A 15,851-nucleotide genomic window follows, 5' to 3' on the forward strand; every position below is an offset into this window, starting at 1 on the left:
CCCGTTTCTCTCCTTGTTCCATGACTCAATGAGTCGGGCCCCGGGGCGGGGACGGCAGGCCGTCCCCTGCCTGCCGTCCCCACCACCGGGGCCCATTTCCACCGGGGGCAGCCTCTCCGCTCGAAGCGCTGCCCACCAGGGGGCTGTGTTACTCGATCACTCGCCGGGGTGGGCGAGCTCGATGTGGTGGCCGTCGACCCCGCGACCGGCCACGGTCAGCGCGCCGGCCACCGGCGGGTAGCCGGTCGCGATGACCGAGTACTCGCCCGCGTCCAGGTCGGCGAAGGCGTACGCCCCGTCCTCCCCGGTCGTCGAGGTGGCGACCACATTGCCCGCCGCGTCGACCAGCGTGACGCGGGCGTCCGGCAGCGGCCGCAGCGCGGCACCGGCCCGCACGACACCCTGGACCAGCGCACCGGACTGCAGTGCGGCGTCGATCCGGGTGACCCCCTGGCCGCCGATCTCCACCGGCAGCGCCAGCGGACGGTACCCGGCAGCGTTCACCGCGACAGTCACCGCGCCGGGCACCAGCTCGGCGAAGGTGAATTCGCCGTTCTCGGTGGACTTGCCGGTGGCCAGCACATCGCCGCGCACATCGGTCACGATGACCATGGCGCCGTCGACCGGAGCGCCGCTCTCGGCGGCCCGCACGGTCCCGGCCAGGCCGCTCGTGCCGACGAGCAGGATGTCGTACGACAGCTGCTCGTCACCGACGACCACCGTGGACGCCTGCGGCTGGAAACCGTCGGCGGACGCGATCAGGACGTAGCTGCCGGAGCCCGGCGCCTGCACGCCGTAGCCGCCGTCGGCCTGGGCGACGGAGCGCCCCAGCTGCCGGCCGCCCAGCGAGATCAGCGTGACGGCGGCACCGGCCACGGGTACGCCCTCGGCGCCCCGCACCACACCGCGTACCGCCGTGCCCGGCGTGGTTGCCGCCGGAGCTTCGAGCGTGTCGACCGAGGTGACCCCGGCTGCGCCCTCGGCGACCAGCGCGGCGGCACCGGACGGGACCTCGGCGAGGACCGCGGCAGGAACCTCGGCCTCCGCCGGGGCGTCGTTCGCGGCGTTCGTCTTCAGCGCGACCTCCTTGATGAAGATCGTGATCAGGAAGGCGATCAGCGCGGCCGGAGCGGCGTACATGAAGACATCGCCGACACCGTGCCCGTAGGCGCTCTCCACGACCGTACGGAACGGTGCGGGCAGCTTGTCCAGGTCGGGGATGCCCCCGCCGCCGGTACCGCCGTGGCCCAGGGCCGCGCCCTTCGGACCGAGGTCCGCGAGGCCGTCCTTGACGTAGTGGGTGACGCGGTTCCCCAGGACGGCGCCCAGTGCCGAGACGCCGATCGCACCGCCGAGGGAACGGAAGAAGGTGACGACGGAGCTGGCCGAGCCGAGGTCGGACGGGGCGACCTGGTTCTGCGTGGCGAGCACCAGGTTCTGCATCATCATGCCGATGCCGAGACCCATCACGAACATGAAGATCGCGATGTGCCAGTACGTCGTGTCGTACCGGATCGTGCCGAGCGTCCCGAGCCCGGCGGTGACCAGGAAGCCACCGCTGACCAGCCAGGCCTTCCAGCGGCCGGTCTTGGTGATGATCTGGCCGGAGATGGTCGACGAGAGGAACAGACCCGTGATCATCGGGATCGTCATGACGCCGGACATCGTCGGCGACTTGCCGCGCGCCAGCTGGAAGTACTGGCTGAAGAAGACGGTGCCCGCGAACATCGCGATACCGACGAACAGCGAGGCGAGCGAGGCCAGTGTGATGGTGCGGTTACGGAAGAGGCGCAGCGGGATGATCGGCTCGCTGGCCCGGGACTCCGTGAAGACGAAGAGGGCGGCGAGCACCACGGAGCCGGCCAGCATCGCGGCGGTCTGCCAGGACATCCAGTTGTACTTGTCGCCCGCGAAGGTCACCCAGAGCAGCAGCAGCGAGACGGCGGCGCTGATGAAGAACGCACCCGTCCAGTCGACCTTGACCTCGCGCTTGACGACCGGGAGCTTCAGGGTCTTCTGGAGCACGATCAGTGCGATGACCGCGAACGGCACACCGACGTAGAAGCACCAGCGCCAGCCCATCCAGCTGGTGTCGGTGATGACACCGCCGAGCAGCGGGCCACCGACGGTGGCGACGGCGAAGACCGCGCCGAGGTAGCCGCTGTAGCGACCGCGCTCACGCGGGGCGATCATCGCGGCCATCACGATCTGGGCGAGGGCGGAGAGACCGCCGACGCCGATGCCCTGCACGACACGGCAGGCGATGAGCATGCCGCTGCTGGTCGACAGACCGGCCACGACCGAGCCCGCGACGTAGATGATCAGGGCTATCTGGACCAGCAGCTTCTTGCTGAACAGGTCGGAGAGCTTGCCCCACAGAGGCGTGGTGGCCGTCATCGCGAGCAGCGAGGCCGTGACGACCCAGGTGTACGCGGACTGACCGCCGCCGAGGTCCGAGATGATCTCGGGAAGAGCGTTGGAGACGACGGTCGACGACAGGATCGCTACAAACATGCCGAGCAGCAGCCCGGTCAGTGCTTCCATGATCTGCCGGTGTGTCATCGGCGCGCCGTCGGAGGAACTGATTCCCCCGTGCTTGGCGTGGCCGCCCCGCACACCGGTGGGTGTGGTCGTAGCCATTGAGTTCCTTGTCTTTGCTTCTGTTACACGGGTGTACGGGTGTACGAGTCGTCTTCGCTGTCGGCGGGCCGCAGACGGCACTCGTCGCTGTGCTTTCCGAGGGCGCACCCGCCGGAGCCGCGACGGGCGAAACTGTCGCGCAGCCGGGCCAGCAGCGTGTTGAGCTGTCCGACGTCGTCGTCGGACCATTCCTGAAGGTGATGGGCGAACATGTCTGTGACCCGCAGGTTCAGGTCGACGAGTACGTCGTCTCCCGCGGGGGTCAGCCGCAGGATGCGGGACCGTTTGTCCGCCGGGTCCGGAGACCGTTCTATCCAGCCGCGCTCGGCCACATGGGCGACATGTCGGCTGGTCACCGACATGTCGACGGCCATCAGCTCGGACAGTCTGCTGATCCGCATCTCGCCGTGCTGATCGAGGAGGGCCAGCACGGCGGCGCATCCGCCGGGACATTCAGCAGGCAGGGCGCGGTCGATTCCGCGTTTGACGGCTCCGATGGCGCTGAGCTGGCGGGCCAGTTCTTCGTACTGACGCCGTGCGGCCACGAGACCCTCCAGACTGCTCTCATACATCTTGTTGCTTAGGGCAACCATAAAACCTGTTGGTTGCTGCAGGCAAACGAAAACGGCCTTGCATAAGTAAAGGAACGCAAAAGGCTACGTAGGGACCGGGTCAAACGCCCAGCGTGCGCCCGGCGCACTTCGCGGCCGTGTGCATCGCGCCACAGCCCGCAGTGGTTCACGGGTTCTCCCTCTCCGGCGCGGGGCCTTCACCGACCCGGGGGTTGGGCCGTACCCCCGAGTTCGCTAGGGTCCTGGCCCATGGCACACAACCCCCATGCCCCCCAGGGCCCCGAGGGCAACTACGACCCGGCGGGCAGCACCCAGATGTTCCGCGCCTTCGTCGACGAGGGCGAGCCGCAGCGCCGGCAGCAGCCGGCCGCGTCGTCCGGACCGAGGACCGGGGTGATCGTCGCCGTCGTCGCGGTGGTTGTCATCCTCGGCGCGATCGCCTGGCTCGCGCTCGGCTGACCTGGCTGCGCTCTCTCCATCCGTCACTTCCAGACAGCGGTGACGTCCCGGGTCTCGATATGCATGCCCAGGGGCACCCGCCAGGCGTCCACACAGACCGTGTACGTCTTCTTCCGTGCCGCTCCCGCGTCGATCGGCGCGGGCAGCGGCGCTGTCGATTCGATGGTCGCCCAGTCGATTCCCAGCGCGCCGATGATGTGCGTGGCGAAGGTGGCCGTCCCCGAACGGACCGGTGAGCCACCGGAATTGCGGAACTCGACGGTCACCTTTTCGCACCAGCGGTCATCGGCCGCCGCCCGCTCGGGTGCGCTCAGCGTCAGCACGGCAGGTCCAGCGGATGCGGTGGACCCTGGTGCGGACGGGGTGGAGGGGCCCTGCGAGACGCTCCCCGCGGCGCCGGAGCCCGTGCCGCCGGGGCCGTCGGAGCTCCCTGTGCCGCTGCTGCTCGAACTGCTTGTGGAGCCCGCGGTGCCCCCGGTGGCGGCGCCGGACGAGCCGGGCGACTGCGCGCCGCCGCCCGCGCCGTTCCCTGTAGCGCCCGCCCCGCCCGAGGTGCCGCTCTGCGCGGAGGAGCCCGGCTTCGGCTCCGGGCCTCCGCCGGCGTCACCGCCTCCGCCTTCACTCCCGGCGCCGTCCAGCGGGATCAGCGTCACCTTCCCCGAGGGGGCCACCGCCCCCGTCGGCGCTTTCTCCGGCCCTGCACCCACCGCGCCGACCGCCACATAGCCGTCACCCCCGCCCGCCCCCGCGCCACAGGCGGCGAGCGCGCCGCCCAGGCACAGCACGGCCGCCGAGGCGGCGAACACTGTGCCCCGGCGGCCGGTCGAGCCCCACGTCTGACGTCGCATCGCGCCAGTGTGGCTGACGGTCCGTCAATTCGGAACCCTCGTGCCCCAGCGCGGCGTTCGGCGGCGCCCGGTCGCGGTCAGTCGGCAATGAGCCCTTCCCGAAGCTGGGCGAGCGTCCGGGTGAGCAGCCGCGAGACATGCATCTGCGAGATGCCGACCTCCTCGCCGATCTGCGACTGGGTCATGTTGGCGAAGAACCGCAGCATGATGATCTGACGCTCCCGGGGCGGGAGTTTGGCCAGCAGCGGCTTCAGCGACTCGCGGTACTCGACGCCCTCCAACGCCGAATCCTCGTAACCGAGCCGGTCCGCCAGGGAACCCTCGCCGCCGTCGTCCTCGGGAGAGGGCGAGTCCAGCGAGGACGCGGTGTACGCGTTGCCGACGGCCAGGCCGTCGACCACGTCCTCCTCGGAGACCCCGAGCGCCACCGCGAGCTCCGGCACGGTCGGCGAGCGGTCGAGCTTCTGGGCCAGCTCGTCGCTGGTCTTGGTCAGCGCCAGCCGCAGCTCCTGGAGGCGGCGCGGCACCCGCACCGACCAGGAGGTGTCGCGGAAGAAGCGCTTGATCTCGCCGACGACGGTGGGCATCGCGAACGTCGGGAACTCCACGCCCCGCTCGCAGTCGAACCGGTCGATCGCCTTGATCAGACCGATCGTGCCGACCTGGACGATGTCCTCCATCGGTTCGTTGCGGCTCCGGAACCGCGCCGCCGCGTAACGCACGAGCGGGAGGTTGAGCTCGATGAGTGTGTCCCGTACGTAGGCACGCTCCGGGCTGTCGTCCGGTCCGTCGGGACCCGGTGCGGGACCCAGGGCGGCGAGCCGCTGGAACAGGGAGCGGGACAGAGTGCGGGTGTCGATGGCTTCCGACGAGCTGGTGAGCACAACGGGTGCGGGTGCGCTCTTCGTGAGCGTGAGCACCTTCGAGCTGCCCTGTTCTGCGGACATGCCACCCCCTTGAGGTCGCGGACGGTCGCGTTGAGCCGCGACCATCGGAGGAACGCAGCCTCCACCTGAATACCGGAGGCGGGGCTGCGGCAAACGCGGTTCACGCAGAATGTCACATGTCGGCAACACGCTGTAGTGACATGTCGACAAGTCAAGGTGGAGTATGCGCAGTTAACAGGGGGTGTGCGGCATTCAGGCGTTCCGGAGCGGGCTTCGGGTGATCTACCCGATCCGGTTACGCCTCGATCCTATTTGCGGATCTGAGGCGCGCGAAGCTTCTCGCCAACAGTCTTGACACATGCATCTGGGAGACGCCCAGTTCGGCGCTGATCTGCGACTGTGTCAGATTGCTGTAGTAGCGCAGGAGGAGGATCCGCTGCTCGCGTTCGGGCAGCTGGACGAGCAGGTGCCGGACCAGGTCGCGGTGTTCGACGCCGGCGAGTGCGGGGTCCTCGTAGCCGAGCCGGTCGAGCAGTCCGGGCAGCCCGTCGCCCTCCTGGGCCGCCTCCAGTGAGGTCGCGTGGTAGGAGCGGCCCGCCTCGATGCAGGCCAGGACCTCCTCCTCGGAGATCTTCAGTCGTTCGGCGATCTCGGCGGTGGTGGGTGAGCGGCCGTGCGCGGTCGTCAGGTCCTCGGTGGCGCCGGTGACCTGGACCCAGAGCTCGTGCAGCCGTCGCGGTACGTGGACGGTCCGTACGTTGTCCCGGAAGTACCGCTTGATCTCGCCGACGACAGTGGGCATCGCGAAGGTGGGGAACTGCACGCCGCGCTCGGGGTCGAACCGGTCGATGGCGTTGATCAGACCGATCGTGCCGACCTGGACGACGTCCTCCATCGGTTCGTTGCGGCTCCGGAAGCGCGCAGCGGCGTACCGGACGAGGGGGAGGTTCGCCTCGATCAGCGCCGCCCGCACCCTGCCGTGCTCGGGAGTTCCCGGCTCCAGCTGCTTGAGCTCCCCGAAGAGGACCTGGGTGAGCGCTCTGGTGTCCGCGCCCCGGGTCCTGGCAGGCGTCGTGCTGTCGGGCGTCTCCGTCTGGACGGTCTGGGGAGGCACTTGAGGCGCTGTACTGGCCGGCACGATACGCCACCCCTTTGCGGTCAACTTCGGTCAACTCATCCGTCAAAAGCGGTCATAGCATCACAAGACATGTCCACTGTGTGCAAGCACCGCGTAGTGCCGTGTTGGGGTCAAGTTGGTTTAAACAAGAGGAAAAGCCCCTCACCGGATCGGTGGGGGGCTTACGCGCTCCTGGACCGAGAGGCCCGGAACGTCGGAACCGAGGGGGTCAGAACGGATAGTCGGCGATCACCCAGGTGGCGAAGGCCCGCCACTGTCCGGCGGCGGCCTGATGGGCCGGGTGCTCGATGTAGCGCTTCAGCGCGTCCTCGTCGGCGACCGCGGAGTTGATGGCGAAGTCGTAGGCGATCGGCCGGTCGGTGATGTTCCAGGCGCACTCCCAGAACTCCAGCTCGGGGATCTTTCCCGCCAGCTCCTGGAATGCCTTCGCCCCGGCGACGACCTGCGGATCGTCGCGCCTCACGCCGTCGTTCAGCTTGAACAGGACCAGGTGGCGGATCATGGGGTACTCCTACTTCACGAGCTCGGACATGAAATCGCCGACGCCCTGTGCGGCACTCGAAACACCCTCGAACCCTACCTGGACAAGATCCGCGGCCCGGGCTGGGGACGTGATGATCGTGTACAGCACGAAGACGACAACCATGTAGAGCGCGATCTTCTTCGCTTGCACCATCAGCCCCTGCCACCCCATTCGATCCCCTGTGCAGTCGGGCGATTCTATCCGCACAGATGGCCGTATCCGGTGGGGGTTTCCGACGGGGTTTGCGATGGGCTTCACGAACCGGAGTCTCGCGCACCACTGACAGGAGGGACGCCTCTTCGGCACGCTCCGCCGGGCGCACGCGCGGCGTGGATCTCCGGGCCCGGCCGTCTTCAGTACGCGTGCCGGTCCGGCTTGCTCGTCCACGTGTCGTAGGCCTGAGCGCCGATTTCCGGGTAGACCTGTTCGATCCTGATCCTGCGTTGGTCGAGCGGCTTCTTGAAGTCCTCGTACTGGTAGGCGTCGTCGAAGCCGATCCGGCGGGTGTCGTCCAGGTCGCAGCTGAAGTACACCGCATCGATCCGCGACCAGTAGATGGCGCTCATGCACATCGGGCAGGGGGCGCCGCTGATGTAGATCGAGCAGCCTTGGAGCATCCGGGCCCGCTCGGGCACGGGATCCGGTGAGCCGTCAGGACGGGGCACGTATTCCAGAGTGCTTTCGTTCTGGTGTTCTTCGGAGATCGACGGAGCCTCGGGGTTGAGCCGCTGCACGGCCTTGCGGATCGTTTCCATCTCGGCGTGGGCCGTGGGGTCCCCGGTGAGGAGCACTCGGTTCTGCCCGCGGGCGATGATGTCGCCGTTGCGGGTGAGCACCGCACCGAAGGGCCCGCCCCAACCGTTCTCCACCGACTCGGTGGCCAGTCGGACCGCTTCGGTGATGAGCTCTTTGTGTTCCATCTGGGTCTCCGATCGACATCGATGCCCTTGGCGAAACAAACGTGCGAAAAGGGCAATCAAATGTCTGATGTGCCCCTAAAATAACGCATACATTAGGCTACTGCAGGTGAGCCCCCGTGCAAGCCGTGAGCCGCCGGCAGAGAACGCCACCGTGGTGACCTCGCAGAAGGTGTGCGCGGGTCGCGCCGACGACTATCAGCGCTGGCAGCACAGGATGAACGAAGCGGCCCGCGAATTCGACGGGTTCGAGGCTGTCGAGGTGTACCCGCCCGCAGCAGGCGACGAGAACGAATGGGTGGCGGTCTTCCGTTTCGCCGGTGTCGACCACCTGACGGCCTGGCTGGATTCGGGCAGACGGCAGGAACTGCTCGACGAAGGGCAGGAATTCTTCGAGGGATCTCCGACGCAGGAGGTGCTTCGTGGCGGCGGCCCTGCCGAGCAGGCGCCGGAGACGATCACGGCCGTCATCTCGCACGAGGTGAAGCCCGGGCGGGAAGAGGAGTTTCTGCGCTGGCAGGGGAAGGCCTTCAAGGCACAGGCGAAGTCACCCGGATTCATGGGGTCCGAGCTGTTCAGGCCCGTGGAGGGCGTGCAGGAGCACTGGGTCGCCGTCTTCCGGTTCGACTCCCGCGAGCACCTCGACGACTGGCTCTCCTCCGATGTCCGCCAGACACTGTTGGAGGAGGGTCGCACCTATTTCGCCTCCTACGACGTACGCAAGGTCCGCTCGTCCTTCAGCGGTTGGTTCCGCTTCGGCGACGGCAAGCAGGACAACGCACCGCCCAACTGGAAGCAGGCCATGACCGTGCTCCTGGCCCTCTATCCCACGGTGATGGTGCTGAACCTGACCGAGGGGCGCTGGCTGGACAAGCTCGGCGTCCCCGGATACATCGGCCTCTTCATCGGTAACGTACTGAGCGTCAGTGCGCTGACCTGGCTGCTGATGCCCCTGGTGAACAAGGCACTCGCCTTCTGGCTGGTGCCCAGCCGCGCGACCACCTACCGCGTGCACCTGACCGGTGCCGCGGCAGTGGTGCTCTGCTACGCACTGGTCCTCGTCATCTTCGGCCTGACCACCCACTGACCGATTCCGCCGGCCGACTGCGGTCGAGCCGCCCGAGGAGGCCTTGATGCCCGAACGGACGCCCGCAGGCCTGTTCGAGGGGACCCTGCTCCGACGGGGTGACCCCGGCTACGACCGTGCCCGGGCCGACGCGGTGTGGAACGGGCTGACGCCTGAACGGTTCCCTGAGGCCATCCTGCAGGCCGCCGCCGAGCGGGACATCCCCCTGGCCCTGGCCTGGGCACGCGCCCAGGGACTGCGCGTCTCCACGCGCTCCGGCGGGCACAACTGGTCCGGTTCCCAACTCCGCGACGGGGGACTGCTGATCGACCTGTCACGGTTACGGCACTGCAGCGTCGACCCGGTGTCGGTGACGGCCGAGGTGGGGCCCGCCGTCACCGGGACGGACCTGGTCGAGGCCCTCGCCCCGCACGGCCTGGCCTTCCCCGTCGGCCACTGCCCCTCCGTCGCAATGGGCGGCTTTCTGCTGAGTGGCGGACTCGGCTGGAACTCTCGTGTGTGGGGGCCGGCATGTGCCGACGTCCTGGAGATCCGGGCTGTCGCCGCCGACGGCCGGACGGTCATCTGCAGCGAGACCGAGAACGCCGACCTCTTCTGGGCCGCGCGCGGCGCGGGGCCGGGCTTCTTCGCCGTCGTCACCGGATTCCGGCTCGGTCTGCACCCTCACCCCGCCGCAATCACGACCACCGGCCTCACCTTCCCGCTGGCCGACGTCGAGCGTGTGACGGGCTGGGCCGTCCGGACCGCTCGTGACCTGCCGTCGAACGTCGAGACGGCTCTCGTCCTGGCAGCCTCCGGCGAGGCGACGGCGACGGCCCCGCCCGGGCCGCGGATCACCGTCGGTGCCACCGCGTTCGCCGCGACACGGGACGAGGCGCTCGCTGCTCTCGAACCCCTGGGTGCCTGCCCGTTCGCCGGGCAAGCCCTGTCCCGGCAGCTACCCGAGCCGACGTCCTTCGCCTCACTGCACGCCGGCGCTGCTCGGGCGTGGCCGTCGGCGCTTCGCTACGCGGCCGACACGCTGTGGTCGGCGGAGAGCTACGAGACCCTGATGACCCGCGTCGCCGGCGTCCTCGCCCGGGCACCCTCCGGCAAGTCCCTGGTGCTCGCGCCCGTGCAGCCGGTCTCCCCGGACCCGGAGCTGCTGCGGAACATGGCTTTCTCGGCGCCCGGCGAGTCCTACCTCGCCTGTTACGCGGTCTGGGACGATCCGGCTGCGGACGAGGCGAACACCGGGTGGCTGCGGGAGACGATGGCCGCGGCGGACCCGTCGGGTCGCGGTGGTCACTACATCGCCGAAGCGGATCTGGAAGCCGATGCCGACCGGGCCCGGCGCTCGTACGCCGCCGCCGACTGGGTCCGCCTGCGGGAACTCAAGCTCAAGTGGGACCCGGACAACGTCTTCCACTCCTACCTCGCGCCGGTGCCATGGGGCGCCCGGCTCGAGTGTCCTTGATACACATCCGGCACCGATCACGGGGACCGTCACGACGGGTCCTCGCGCGGCATCGGCGCCAGGTTCTGTCCGGCGGATCATGTGACCGCAACGCGCGCTCGCGTCGCGGATTCAGGTCTTGCACGCAACGGAGGAGTTCTGCGTGTTTGTGGTGAGGACGTCCGGCCGAGGCGCGGCAGTCGACGACGACCGCCGTGAGTTTCAGCCTCCTGGGCAAGAGCCAGGTCAGCGGGCTGGCCCTTGCACGCCCGGTCACCACGGGCGTCCGGTCCCGCGCGGTCCTGGAACTGCAGCAGAACTACGGCGGTCTGCGGTTCAGGGCTCTGGTGGGTGGCGAGTTCACGCCGGGAGAGGGCGATCGGCCGGCCTGGCGGGTCAGGTTCTGGGAGACGGTCCGGTCCACTCCACAGCAGGGGCTGCTGCGCGGTGCGCTGCTGCCGGGCCTGCCCGAAGGGCTGGATCATGCCGCGGTGGCCGGTCTGCATGCAGACCTCAGCAGCGGGGCTCTACCAGCCGGCCGGCTGGTGATCGACCGGGCGGGCTACGACCAGGAGTCCTCCCCGGTGCTGTTCGCGACGGCTGCGGAGCTCTTGCTGCACGTCCTGCTGGCGGGCACCTTCGGATCGCCTGCGGAGCCGGTCATCAGGTCCTGGGTGACCACCGGTCGAATTCCGGTGGCGCTGCCCAGAGTTGATGTTCAGGCGTAGGCATCACTCACGGATCGCTGATGGCTGTATCGCCGCGCAAGCGGAACGGTCCACAGAACCCTTGGCCATGGATATTCTCTGGCGATGTCGAATCAGTCAGTGACAGCGGGAGTCGCTCTCGCCGGCGTGATGGCGCACTGCGGCGGAAGCCCGGTCGGCGCCGTGAAGTTCCTGGTGGGGGCGATAGCCTCCGCGCCGGCGGCCCCGGAGCCCCATGCGGCCCTCGCCGAGTTGTGGCGGGACCGTCGCTCGGAGCTCGAGGAGGGCCTCGAAGGGGACGGGTCCTTGAGCGCTGTGCTGGCACAGGCGTACTTCCTGTTCCTCGACGGGGACATGGACGACGCGGTGATGTCCCTCGGTTCGGTCACGGGGGCGCGGCCCGACGTGGCGTGGGGCACCGCCCCCTGGTTCGGCGATGCGCGGTTCCTCGGCGCGGTGAGTGCCGAGGCGTTGGCGGAGGCATGTCTGCGGACGTTGGACTACGGCCACAACCTGGACACCGACGAGATGCGCGAGCGGTTCATGCCCTGGTTCCATGCCATCGACGTGGTGTCCGAACGGAGTCCGGTGCCGGAGTCGCTGGCCGCCATGGCCCGGTTGCCCCGTGCCTGCGGCCGCTACGAGCTGGCTTTCGCCCTGTGCGACCGTGGCGATGCCGTCGATCGGGTCATGTGGACTGCGGTCGCACGCGCGAGCACCTGGCGTGCGATGGGCAACCTGGACCAGGCTGCGGCGTCCTTCGAAGGCGCCCTGGCCCTGGACCCTGCCAACTGGTCCCTCTATCTGGACCTTGCCGACGTGCGCGCCGAGCAGGGTGATTTCGTCGCCGCCGTGGGTCTCGTCGAACAGGGCCTGCAACACGAACCGCGGGAAGTCTCCCTGCGCGCGGCGGGTGCCGCCTATCGCACGCGCCTGTCCGGCTCGTCCGACGACCTTCGGGCCCTGATCGTCCTGGCTCCGGAGCTCGCGAGCACCTCCTACCGGGACCTGCTGATCGACTACGCGTGCGCGGGGCCGGGGCTGCCCCACGGACTCGTGGCCGAGGCCCGCCGTATCTGCGAGAACTGAACACGCGCTCTCTGGCAGGACGCTCATGGGCTGATCTCAGCCCGGGACGATCTCCCAGGGTCCTTGACCTGTGTTTCCGGCAGCCTGACGGCGTCTGAGACGGAAGCTGAGACGTAACGCAGTGAAGGGGCGGACTCGTATGAGTCCGCCCCTTCATCTACCTGCGGTAGCGGAGGGATTTGAACCCTCGGTGAGTTTCCCCACACTCGCTTTCGAGGCGAGCTCCTTCGGCCGCTCGGACACGCTACCGAGAGAGAGCTTAGACCATCTCGGCCGTGGGTCGAAATCCGATTCCCCGGCGTGCGCGGAAGCCGGGCCGGAGGTGGGGGTGCCGCAGCGTCAGCGGTCGCGGAAGAAGGCCGTCAGCTGGGCGGAACAGGCGTCCTCCAGGACTCCGTGGATCACTTCGGGGCGGTGGTTGAGCCGCCGGTCCCGTACGACGTCCCAGAGTGAACCTGCCGCGCCCGCCTTCTCGTCCCGTGCCCCGTAGACCACACGGGCCACCCGGGACTGCACGAGCGCGCCCGCGCACATCGTGCACGGCTCCAGGGTGACCACCAGCGTGCACCCGGAGAGCCGCCACTCGCCGAGCGCCGCGGCGGCCCGGCGCACAGCGAGGATCTCGGCGTGCGCGGTCGGATCACCGGTCGCCTCGCGTTCGTTGTGTCCCGTGGCGAGCAGGGCGCCACCCGGGCCGAGGACGACGGCGCCGACCGGCACATCGCCGGCCCGCGCCGCATGCGCGGCCTCGTCCAGGGCGCGGCGCATGGGCGCCCGCCACGGGTCCCGTACAGGATCGTGCGGTTCTGGCAGTCGGTGCGGGCCCGGTCGTTCGGTCACCCGCGGACCCTAACGGACGGTTTCCAGGACCTCGGCCGCTCCCAGCGCGTCCGCGATCTCCACCAGTGCGTCCGTCCGCAGCATCAGCAGCTCCTTCTCGGGGAGTCCGAGGTCGGCCAGGACCCCGGTGTCACCGAGCGGACCCGTCGGTACGGCGTCGGCGTCGAGCCCGTCGTCGTTGTCGTCGTTGTCGTTGTCGTCGAGGTCGGTGTCGTTGTTGTTGTCGGTGGTGTGGTCCGGCTCGCCGTCCTCCGTACCGTCGAGGCCGACGAGCTCTTCGAGGGCGGCAATCGAGTCCTCGGCCTCGGGTTCGCGGCCGAGCAGTTCATCGGTGAGCAGGATCTCCCCGTAGGAGGAGCGGGCGGCGGCGGACGCGTCCGAGATGTAGATACGGGGGTCCTCCTCACCGTCCACCCGGATGACGCCGAACCAGGCGTCCTCCTGCTCGATGAAGACGAGCACCGTGTCCTCGTCCACCGAGGCCTCACGGGCCAGATCCGTCAGATCGGACAGGGTCTCCACATCGTCGAGTTCCGTGTCGCTCGCTTCCCACCCGTCTTCGGTGCGCGCGAGCAGTGCGGCGAAGTACACCGTGACTCTCCCACTGGTCATAGGGGTGTCGGTCCGGCGGGAGGACAGTCGGTGATCCGGCTGTCCTGTGCCCCGCCCATCGGAATCGTGGCAGAAACAGAGCGTTCGCGAGAGGAGTTCGACCGTTGCGTCGTCCATGAGTTGTCGACAACACCGCTTCCAGGGGGCCGTCCGGCGGTCCCGGCGGCTACCAGCGGAAGGTCCGCATCCGCATGGCTTGGCGCATTCGGGCGGCCCTGGCCCGGCGTGGCTGGACCCGGTCGCGCAGCGCCTTCGCCTCATGAAGCTCACGCAGGAACTGGGCGCGGCGCCTGCGGCGCTCCTCGTCCGTCTCGGGCGCGTCCAGCGTGTCCCGGCGGCCCTGCGTGTCCTGCGGTTCCGGCTGGCCCCGCTCCTGCTGCTCCCCGTCGGGCATCGGCGCATCACCCCAAGCCTGGGTCCGTATGCCGACACCTTCCCTCCGAACGGGTGATTGATGCCAGCGCACGGGTGCGGGTGGCCCGGCTACTGTTGAGCCCATGCGGATCCACGTCGTCGACCACCCGCTGGTCGCGCACAAACTCACCACCCTGCGCGACAAGCGCACCGACTCCCCGACCTTCCGGCGGCTCGCCGACGAGCTGGTCACCCTGCTCGCCTACGAGGCCACCCGGGACGTGCGCACCGAGCAGGTCGACATCGAGACCCCGGTGACGCCGACCACCGGCGTGAAGCTGTCGCACCCGCGGCCCCTGGTCGTGCCGATCCTGCGGGCCGGTCTGGGCATGCTCGACGGCATGGTGCGGCTGCTGCCGACCGCCGAGGTCGGCTTCCTGGGCATGATCCGCAATGAGGAGACGCTCAAGGCGGAGACGTACGCCACGCGGATGCCGGAGGACCTCTCGGGCCGCCAGGTGTACGTCCTGGACCCCATGCTCGCCACCGGCGGCACGCTGGTCGCGGCCATCCAGGAGCTGATCAAGCGTGGTGCGGACGACGTCACCGCCGTCGTGCTGCTCGCGGCGCCCGAGGGCGTCGAGGTGATGGAGCGCGAGCTGGCCGGTACACCGGTCACCGTGGTCACCGCCTCGGTCGACGAGCGGCTCAACGAGAACGGCTACATCGTGCCGGGGCTCGGCGACGCGGGCGACCGGATGTACGGCACCGCCGGCTAGGGCCTCTCGTTTGGATCATGCTGGGCTCGCGGGGTCCGGCACGCACATCTGCGGCGTTGTCGTCAGTCTTCCCCGAGCTCTCGGCTTCGCTCGAGCGGGGGAGACCCCATTCGCTCCGCCTGGGGTCCTTCCTCCGCCTTGCAGCTGCACGCACCGGACCCCGCTCCCTGATCCGGCCTGATCCGAACGAAAGACCCTAGGCGCTGCCCGGCCCGACGTTTCCGAAGAAGGCTCTCGGCCCTCGCATCCTGCACTGCGGTGTCATCCGCAGGAGGGTGCGGGGGCCGGCTTGTTCAGTGCGGCAAGGGCCGCAGCAGCGGCCTTCGGGGTGTTCAGCTTCTTGAACGTCGTGCCGAGGATCAGATCGACATCCGCCGTCTTTCGGGTGTCGGTCTTCGGCGTGGCGCCCGTCAGCTGCGTACCGAGGACCGGGAACGTGCCGTTCGTGGCCGTCGGGGCGCCCAGCAGGATCCCGGGACCGGGGACCTTCTTGTCGTACGCGGCAGAGGCGTTGCCCACCTTGCCGATGCGGAAGCCGCGCTTCTTCAGCTCGTCGGCCGCGGCCTTCGCGAGCCCGCCGCGCGGTGTCGCGTTGTAGACGTTGACCGTGATCCTCGCCGGCTTCGGGAGCGCCTTCGCGGGCGCCGACGGCTTGACGGAGGGGCAATCGGCCTTGCGGTCGGCGGCGCTGGCCGTCCTGTCGCCGGTGAAGACGTCGATGAGCTGCAGCGTGCCCCATCCGGCCACCCCGAGGGTCACCACGGAGGCGAGGGACACGAGGACCAGTCTGCGGCGGTGCCGGGGACGCCGCATGCGCGGATACTTGTCGCCCGTGATGCGGTACTTTCCGCCCAGGCCGGGGGGAGTGAGCATGCTCATGGGCGCAGCGTAGTGCGACCCGGTGAAGATGCGTACTAAATGATCAACCGATGGCACCCGTCCGGGTGCGAAAGCACCCGAAAGC

The 15,851-nt window shown here is 69.1% G+C and carries 18 protein-coding genes and 1 tRNA gene; 6 read left to right on the plus strand and 13 right to left on the minus strand.

Going from position 1 to position 15,851, the window contains the following annotated elements:
• Positions 1–156 precede the first annotated feature (156 nt).
• Both OHB49_RS22270 and OHB49_RS22275 read right to left on the minus strand, forming a co-directional pair.
• Entirely contained in the window at positions 157–2,640 is a 2,484-nt protein-coding gene (locus tag OHB49_RS22270) for an MFS transporter (protein WP_329162443.1), read from the minus strand.
• Between the two features lie 23 nt (positions 2,641–2,663).
• Complete coding sequence (locus OHB49_RS22275) at positions 2,664–3,185, minus strand: MarR family winged helix-turn-helix transcriptional regulator (RefSeq protein WP_313938146.1); 522 nt, start codon at positions 3,183–3,185, stop codon at positions 2,664–2,666.
• Between the two features lie 276 nt (positions 3,186–3,461).
• Between OHB49_RS22275 and OHB49_RS22280 the strand changes: the two genes are divergently transcribed.
• On the plus strand, positions 3,462–3,671 hold the full coding sequence (locus OHB49_RS22280; protein WP_030929795.1) for a hypothetical protein: 210 nt from the start codon (positions 3,462–3,464) through the stop codon (positions 3,669–3,671).
• Positions 3,672–3,694: 23 nt separating this feature from the next.
• On the opposite strand, the gene OHB49_RS22285 is transcribed toward OHB49_RS22280, so the two are convergent.
• From OHB49_RS22285 to OHB49_RS22310, 6 genes are all read right to left on the minus strand, one after another.
• Complete coding sequence (locus OHB49_RS22285; RefSeq protein ID WP_329162446.1) at positions 3,695–4,519, minus strand: hypothetical protein; 825 nt, start codon at positions 4,517–4,519, stop codon at positions 3,695–3,697.
• 77 nt (positions 4,520–4,596) lie between these two features.
• Entirely contained in the window at positions 4,597–5,466 is an 870-nt protein-coding gene (locus OHB49_RS22290; RefSeq protein ID WP_313938144.1) for an RNA polymerase sigma factor SigF, read from the minus strand.
• A gap of 235 nt (positions 5,467–5,701) precedes the next feature.
• Positions 5,702–6,544 carry an RNA polymerase sigma factor SigF gene (locus OHB49_RS22295; protein ID WP_030973929.1) on the minus strand — a complete coding sequence of 281 codons (843 nt, stop codon included), beginning with the start codon at positions 6,542–6,544 and terminating at the stop codon, positions 5,702–5,704.
• 208 nt (positions 6,545–6,752) lie between these two features.
• The gene (locus OHB49_RS22300) at positions 6,753–7,046 is read right to left on the minus strand and encodes a Dabb family protein (RefSeq protein ID WP_329162449.1); all 294 of its coding nucleotides are present in this window, start codon (positions 7,044–7,046) and stop codon (positions 6,753–6,755) included.
• A gap of 9 nt (positions 7,047–7,055) precedes the next feature.
• The gene (locus OHB49_RS22305) at positions 7,056–7,220 is read right to left on the minus strand and encodes a hypothetical protein (RefSeq protein WP_176902190.1); all 165 of its coding nucleotides are present in this window, start codon (positions 7,218–7,220) and stop codon (positions 7,056–7,058) included.
• A 200-nt stretch (positions 7,221–7,420) separates the two neighbouring features.
• Positions 7,421–7,987, minus strand: a complete 567-nt coding sequence (locus OHB49_RS22310; RefSeq protein ID WP_030973933.1) for a nucleoside deaminase — start codon at positions 7,985–7,987, stop codon at positions 7,421–7,423.
• 106 nt (positions 7,988–8,093) lie between these two features.
• Here OHB49_RS22310 and OHB49_RS22315 point away from each other — a divergent pair, with 106 nt between their 5' ends.
• The 4 genes from OHB49_RS22315 to OHB49_RS22330 all read left to right on the plus strand — a co-directional run bounded on the left by OHB49_RS22315 (position 8,094) and on the right by OHB49_RS22330 (position 12,302).
• A complete protein-coding gene (locus tag OHB49_RS22315) occupies positions 8,094–9,071 on the plus strand; it encodes an antibiotic biosynthesis monooxygenase (RefSeq protein ID WP_329162453.1) in 978 nt (325 codons plus the stop codon).
• Between the two features lie 46 nt (positions 9,072–9,117).
• Positions 9,118–10,527 carry an FAD-binding oxidoreductase gene (locus OHB49_RS22320; RefSeq protein ID WP_329162455.1) on the plus strand — a complete coding sequence of 470 codons (1,410 nt, stop codon included), beginning with the start codon at positions 9,118–9,120 and terminating at the stop codon, positions 10,525–10,527.
• A 194-nt stretch (positions 10,528–10,721) separates the two neighbouring features.
• A complete protein-coding gene (locus OHB49_RS22325; RefSeq protein ID WP_329162457.1) occupies positions 10,722–11,234 on the plus strand; it encodes a hypothetical protein in 513 nt (170 codons plus the stop codon).
• An 84-nt stretch (positions 11,235–11,318) separates the two neighbouring features.
• Positions 11,319–12,302 carry a tetratricopeptide repeat protein gene (locus OHB49_RS22330; protein WP_329162459.1) on the plus strand — a complete coding sequence of 328 codons (984 nt, stop codon included), beginning with the start codon at positions 11,319–11,321 and terminating at the stop codon, positions 12,300–12,302.
• 164 nt (positions 12,303–12,466) lie between these two features.
• On the opposite strand, the gene OHB49_RS22335 is transcribed toward OHB49_RS22330, so the two are convergent.
• The 4 genes from OHB49_RS22335 to OHB49_RS22350 all read right to left on the minus strand — a co-directional run bounded on the left by OHB49_RS22335 (position 12,467) and on the right by OHB49_RS22350 (position 14,148).
• A tRNA-Ser gene (locus OHB49_RS22335) sits at positions 12,467–12,551 on the minus strand.
• 90 nt (positions 12,552–12,641) lie between these two features.
• Positions 12,642–13,070: a tRNA adenosine(34) deaminase TadA gene (gene tadA / locus OHB49_RS22340; protein WP_030973944.1), complete on the minus strand. Its 429-nt coding sequence runs from the start codon at positions 13,068–13,070 to the stop codon at positions 12,642–12,644.
• Between the two features lie 81 nt (positions 13,071–13,151).
• On the minus strand, positions 13,152–13,733 hold the full coding sequence (locus OHB49_RS22345) for a tRNA adenosine deaminase-associated protein (RefSeq protein ID WP_329166579.1): 582 nt from the start codon (positions 13,731–13,733) through the stop codon (positions 13,152–13,154).
• 187 nt (positions 13,734–13,920) lie between these two features.
• The gene (locus OHB49_RS22350) at positions 13,921–14,148 is read right to left on the minus strand and encodes a hypothetical protein (protein WP_030973949.1); all 228 of its coding nucleotides are present in this window, start codon (positions 14,146–14,148) and stop codon (positions 13,921–13,923) included.
• Between the two features lie 103 nt (positions 14,149–14,251).
• On the opposite strand from OHB49_RS22350, the gene upp reads away from it, so the two are divergent.
• The gene (gene upp / locus OHB49_RS22355; protein WP_030973951.1) at positions 14,252–14,887 is read left to right on the plus strand and encodes a uracil phosphoribosyltransferase; all 636 of its coding nucleotides are present in this window, start codon (positions 14,252–14,254) and stop codon (positions 14,885–14,887) included.
• 261 nt (positions 14,888–15,148) lie between these two features.
• On the opposite strand, the gene OHB49_RS22360 is transcribed toward upp, so the two are convergent.
• The gene (locus OHB49_RS22360; protein ID WP_329162464.1) at positions 15,149–15,766 is read right to left on the minus strand and encodes a LytR C-terminal domain-containing protein; all 618 of its coding nucleotides are present in this window, start codon (positions 15,764–15,766) and stop codon (positions 15,149–15,151) included.
• Positions 15,767–15,851: the final 85 nt, after the last annotated feature.

The organism is Streptomyces sp. NBC_01717, from assembly GCF_036248255.1.
Lineage (GTDB): Bacteria > Actinomycetota > Actinomycetes > Streptomycetales > Streptomycetaceae > Streptomyces.

Excerpts from the sequence above, each read along its gene's own strand:
- OHB49_RS22270 (WP_329162443.1), bottom strand. The coding sequence starts at position 2,640 with ATGGCTACGACCACACCCACCGGTGTGCGGGGCGGCCACGCCAAGCAC.
- OHB49_RS22280 (WP_030929795.1), top strand. The coding sequence starts at position 3,462 with ATGGCACACAACCCCCATGCCCCCCAGGGCCCCGAGGGCAACTACGAC.
- OHB49_RS22285 (WP_329162446.1), bottom strand. The coding sequence starts at position 4,519 with ATGCGACGTCAGACGTGGGGCTCGACCGGCCGCCGGGGCACAGTGTTC.
- OHB49_RS22290 (WP_313938144.1), bottom strand. The coding sequence starts at position 5,466 with ATGTCCGCAGAACAGGGCAGCTCGAAGGTGCTCACGCTCACGAAGAGC.
- OHB49_RS22300 (WP_329162449.1), bottom strand. The coding sequence starts at position 7,046 with ATGATCCGCCACCTGGTCCTGTTCAAGCTGAACGACGGCGTGAGGCGC.
- OHB49_RS22305 (WP_176902190.1), bottom strand. The coding sequence starts at position 7,220 with ATGGTGCAAGCGAAGAAGATCGCGCTCTACATGGTTGTCGTCTTCGTG.
- OHB49_RS22310 (WP_030973933.1), bottom strand. The coding sequence starts at position 7,987 with ATGGAACACAAAGAGCTCATCACCGAAGCGGTCCGACTGGCCACCGAG.
- OHB49_RS22320 (WP_329162455.1), top strand. The coding sequence starts at position 9,118 with ATGCCCGAACGGACGCCCGCAGGCCTGTTCGAGGGGACCCTGCTCCGA.
- OHB49_RS22330 (WP_329162459.1), top strand. The coding sequence starts at position 11,319 with ATGTCGAATCAGTCAGTGACAGCGGGAGTCGCTCTCGCCGGCGTGATG.
- tadA (WP_030973944.1), bottom strand. The coding sequence starts at position 13,070 with ATGCGCCGCGCCCTGGACGAGGCCGCGCATGCGGCGCGGGCCGGCGAT.
- OHB49_RS22350 (WP_030973949.1), bottom strand. The coding sequence starts at position 14,148 with ATGCCCGACGGGGAGCAGCAGGAGCGGGGCCAGCCGGAACCGCAGGAC.
- upp (WP_030973951.1), top strand. The coding sequence starts at position 14,252 with ATGCGGATCCACGTCGTCGACCACCCGCTGGTCGCGCACAAACTCACC.
- OHB49_RS22360 (WP_329162464.1), bottom strand. The coding sequence starts at position 15,766 with ATGAGCATGCTCACTCCCCCCGGCCTGGGCGGAAAGTACCGCATCACG.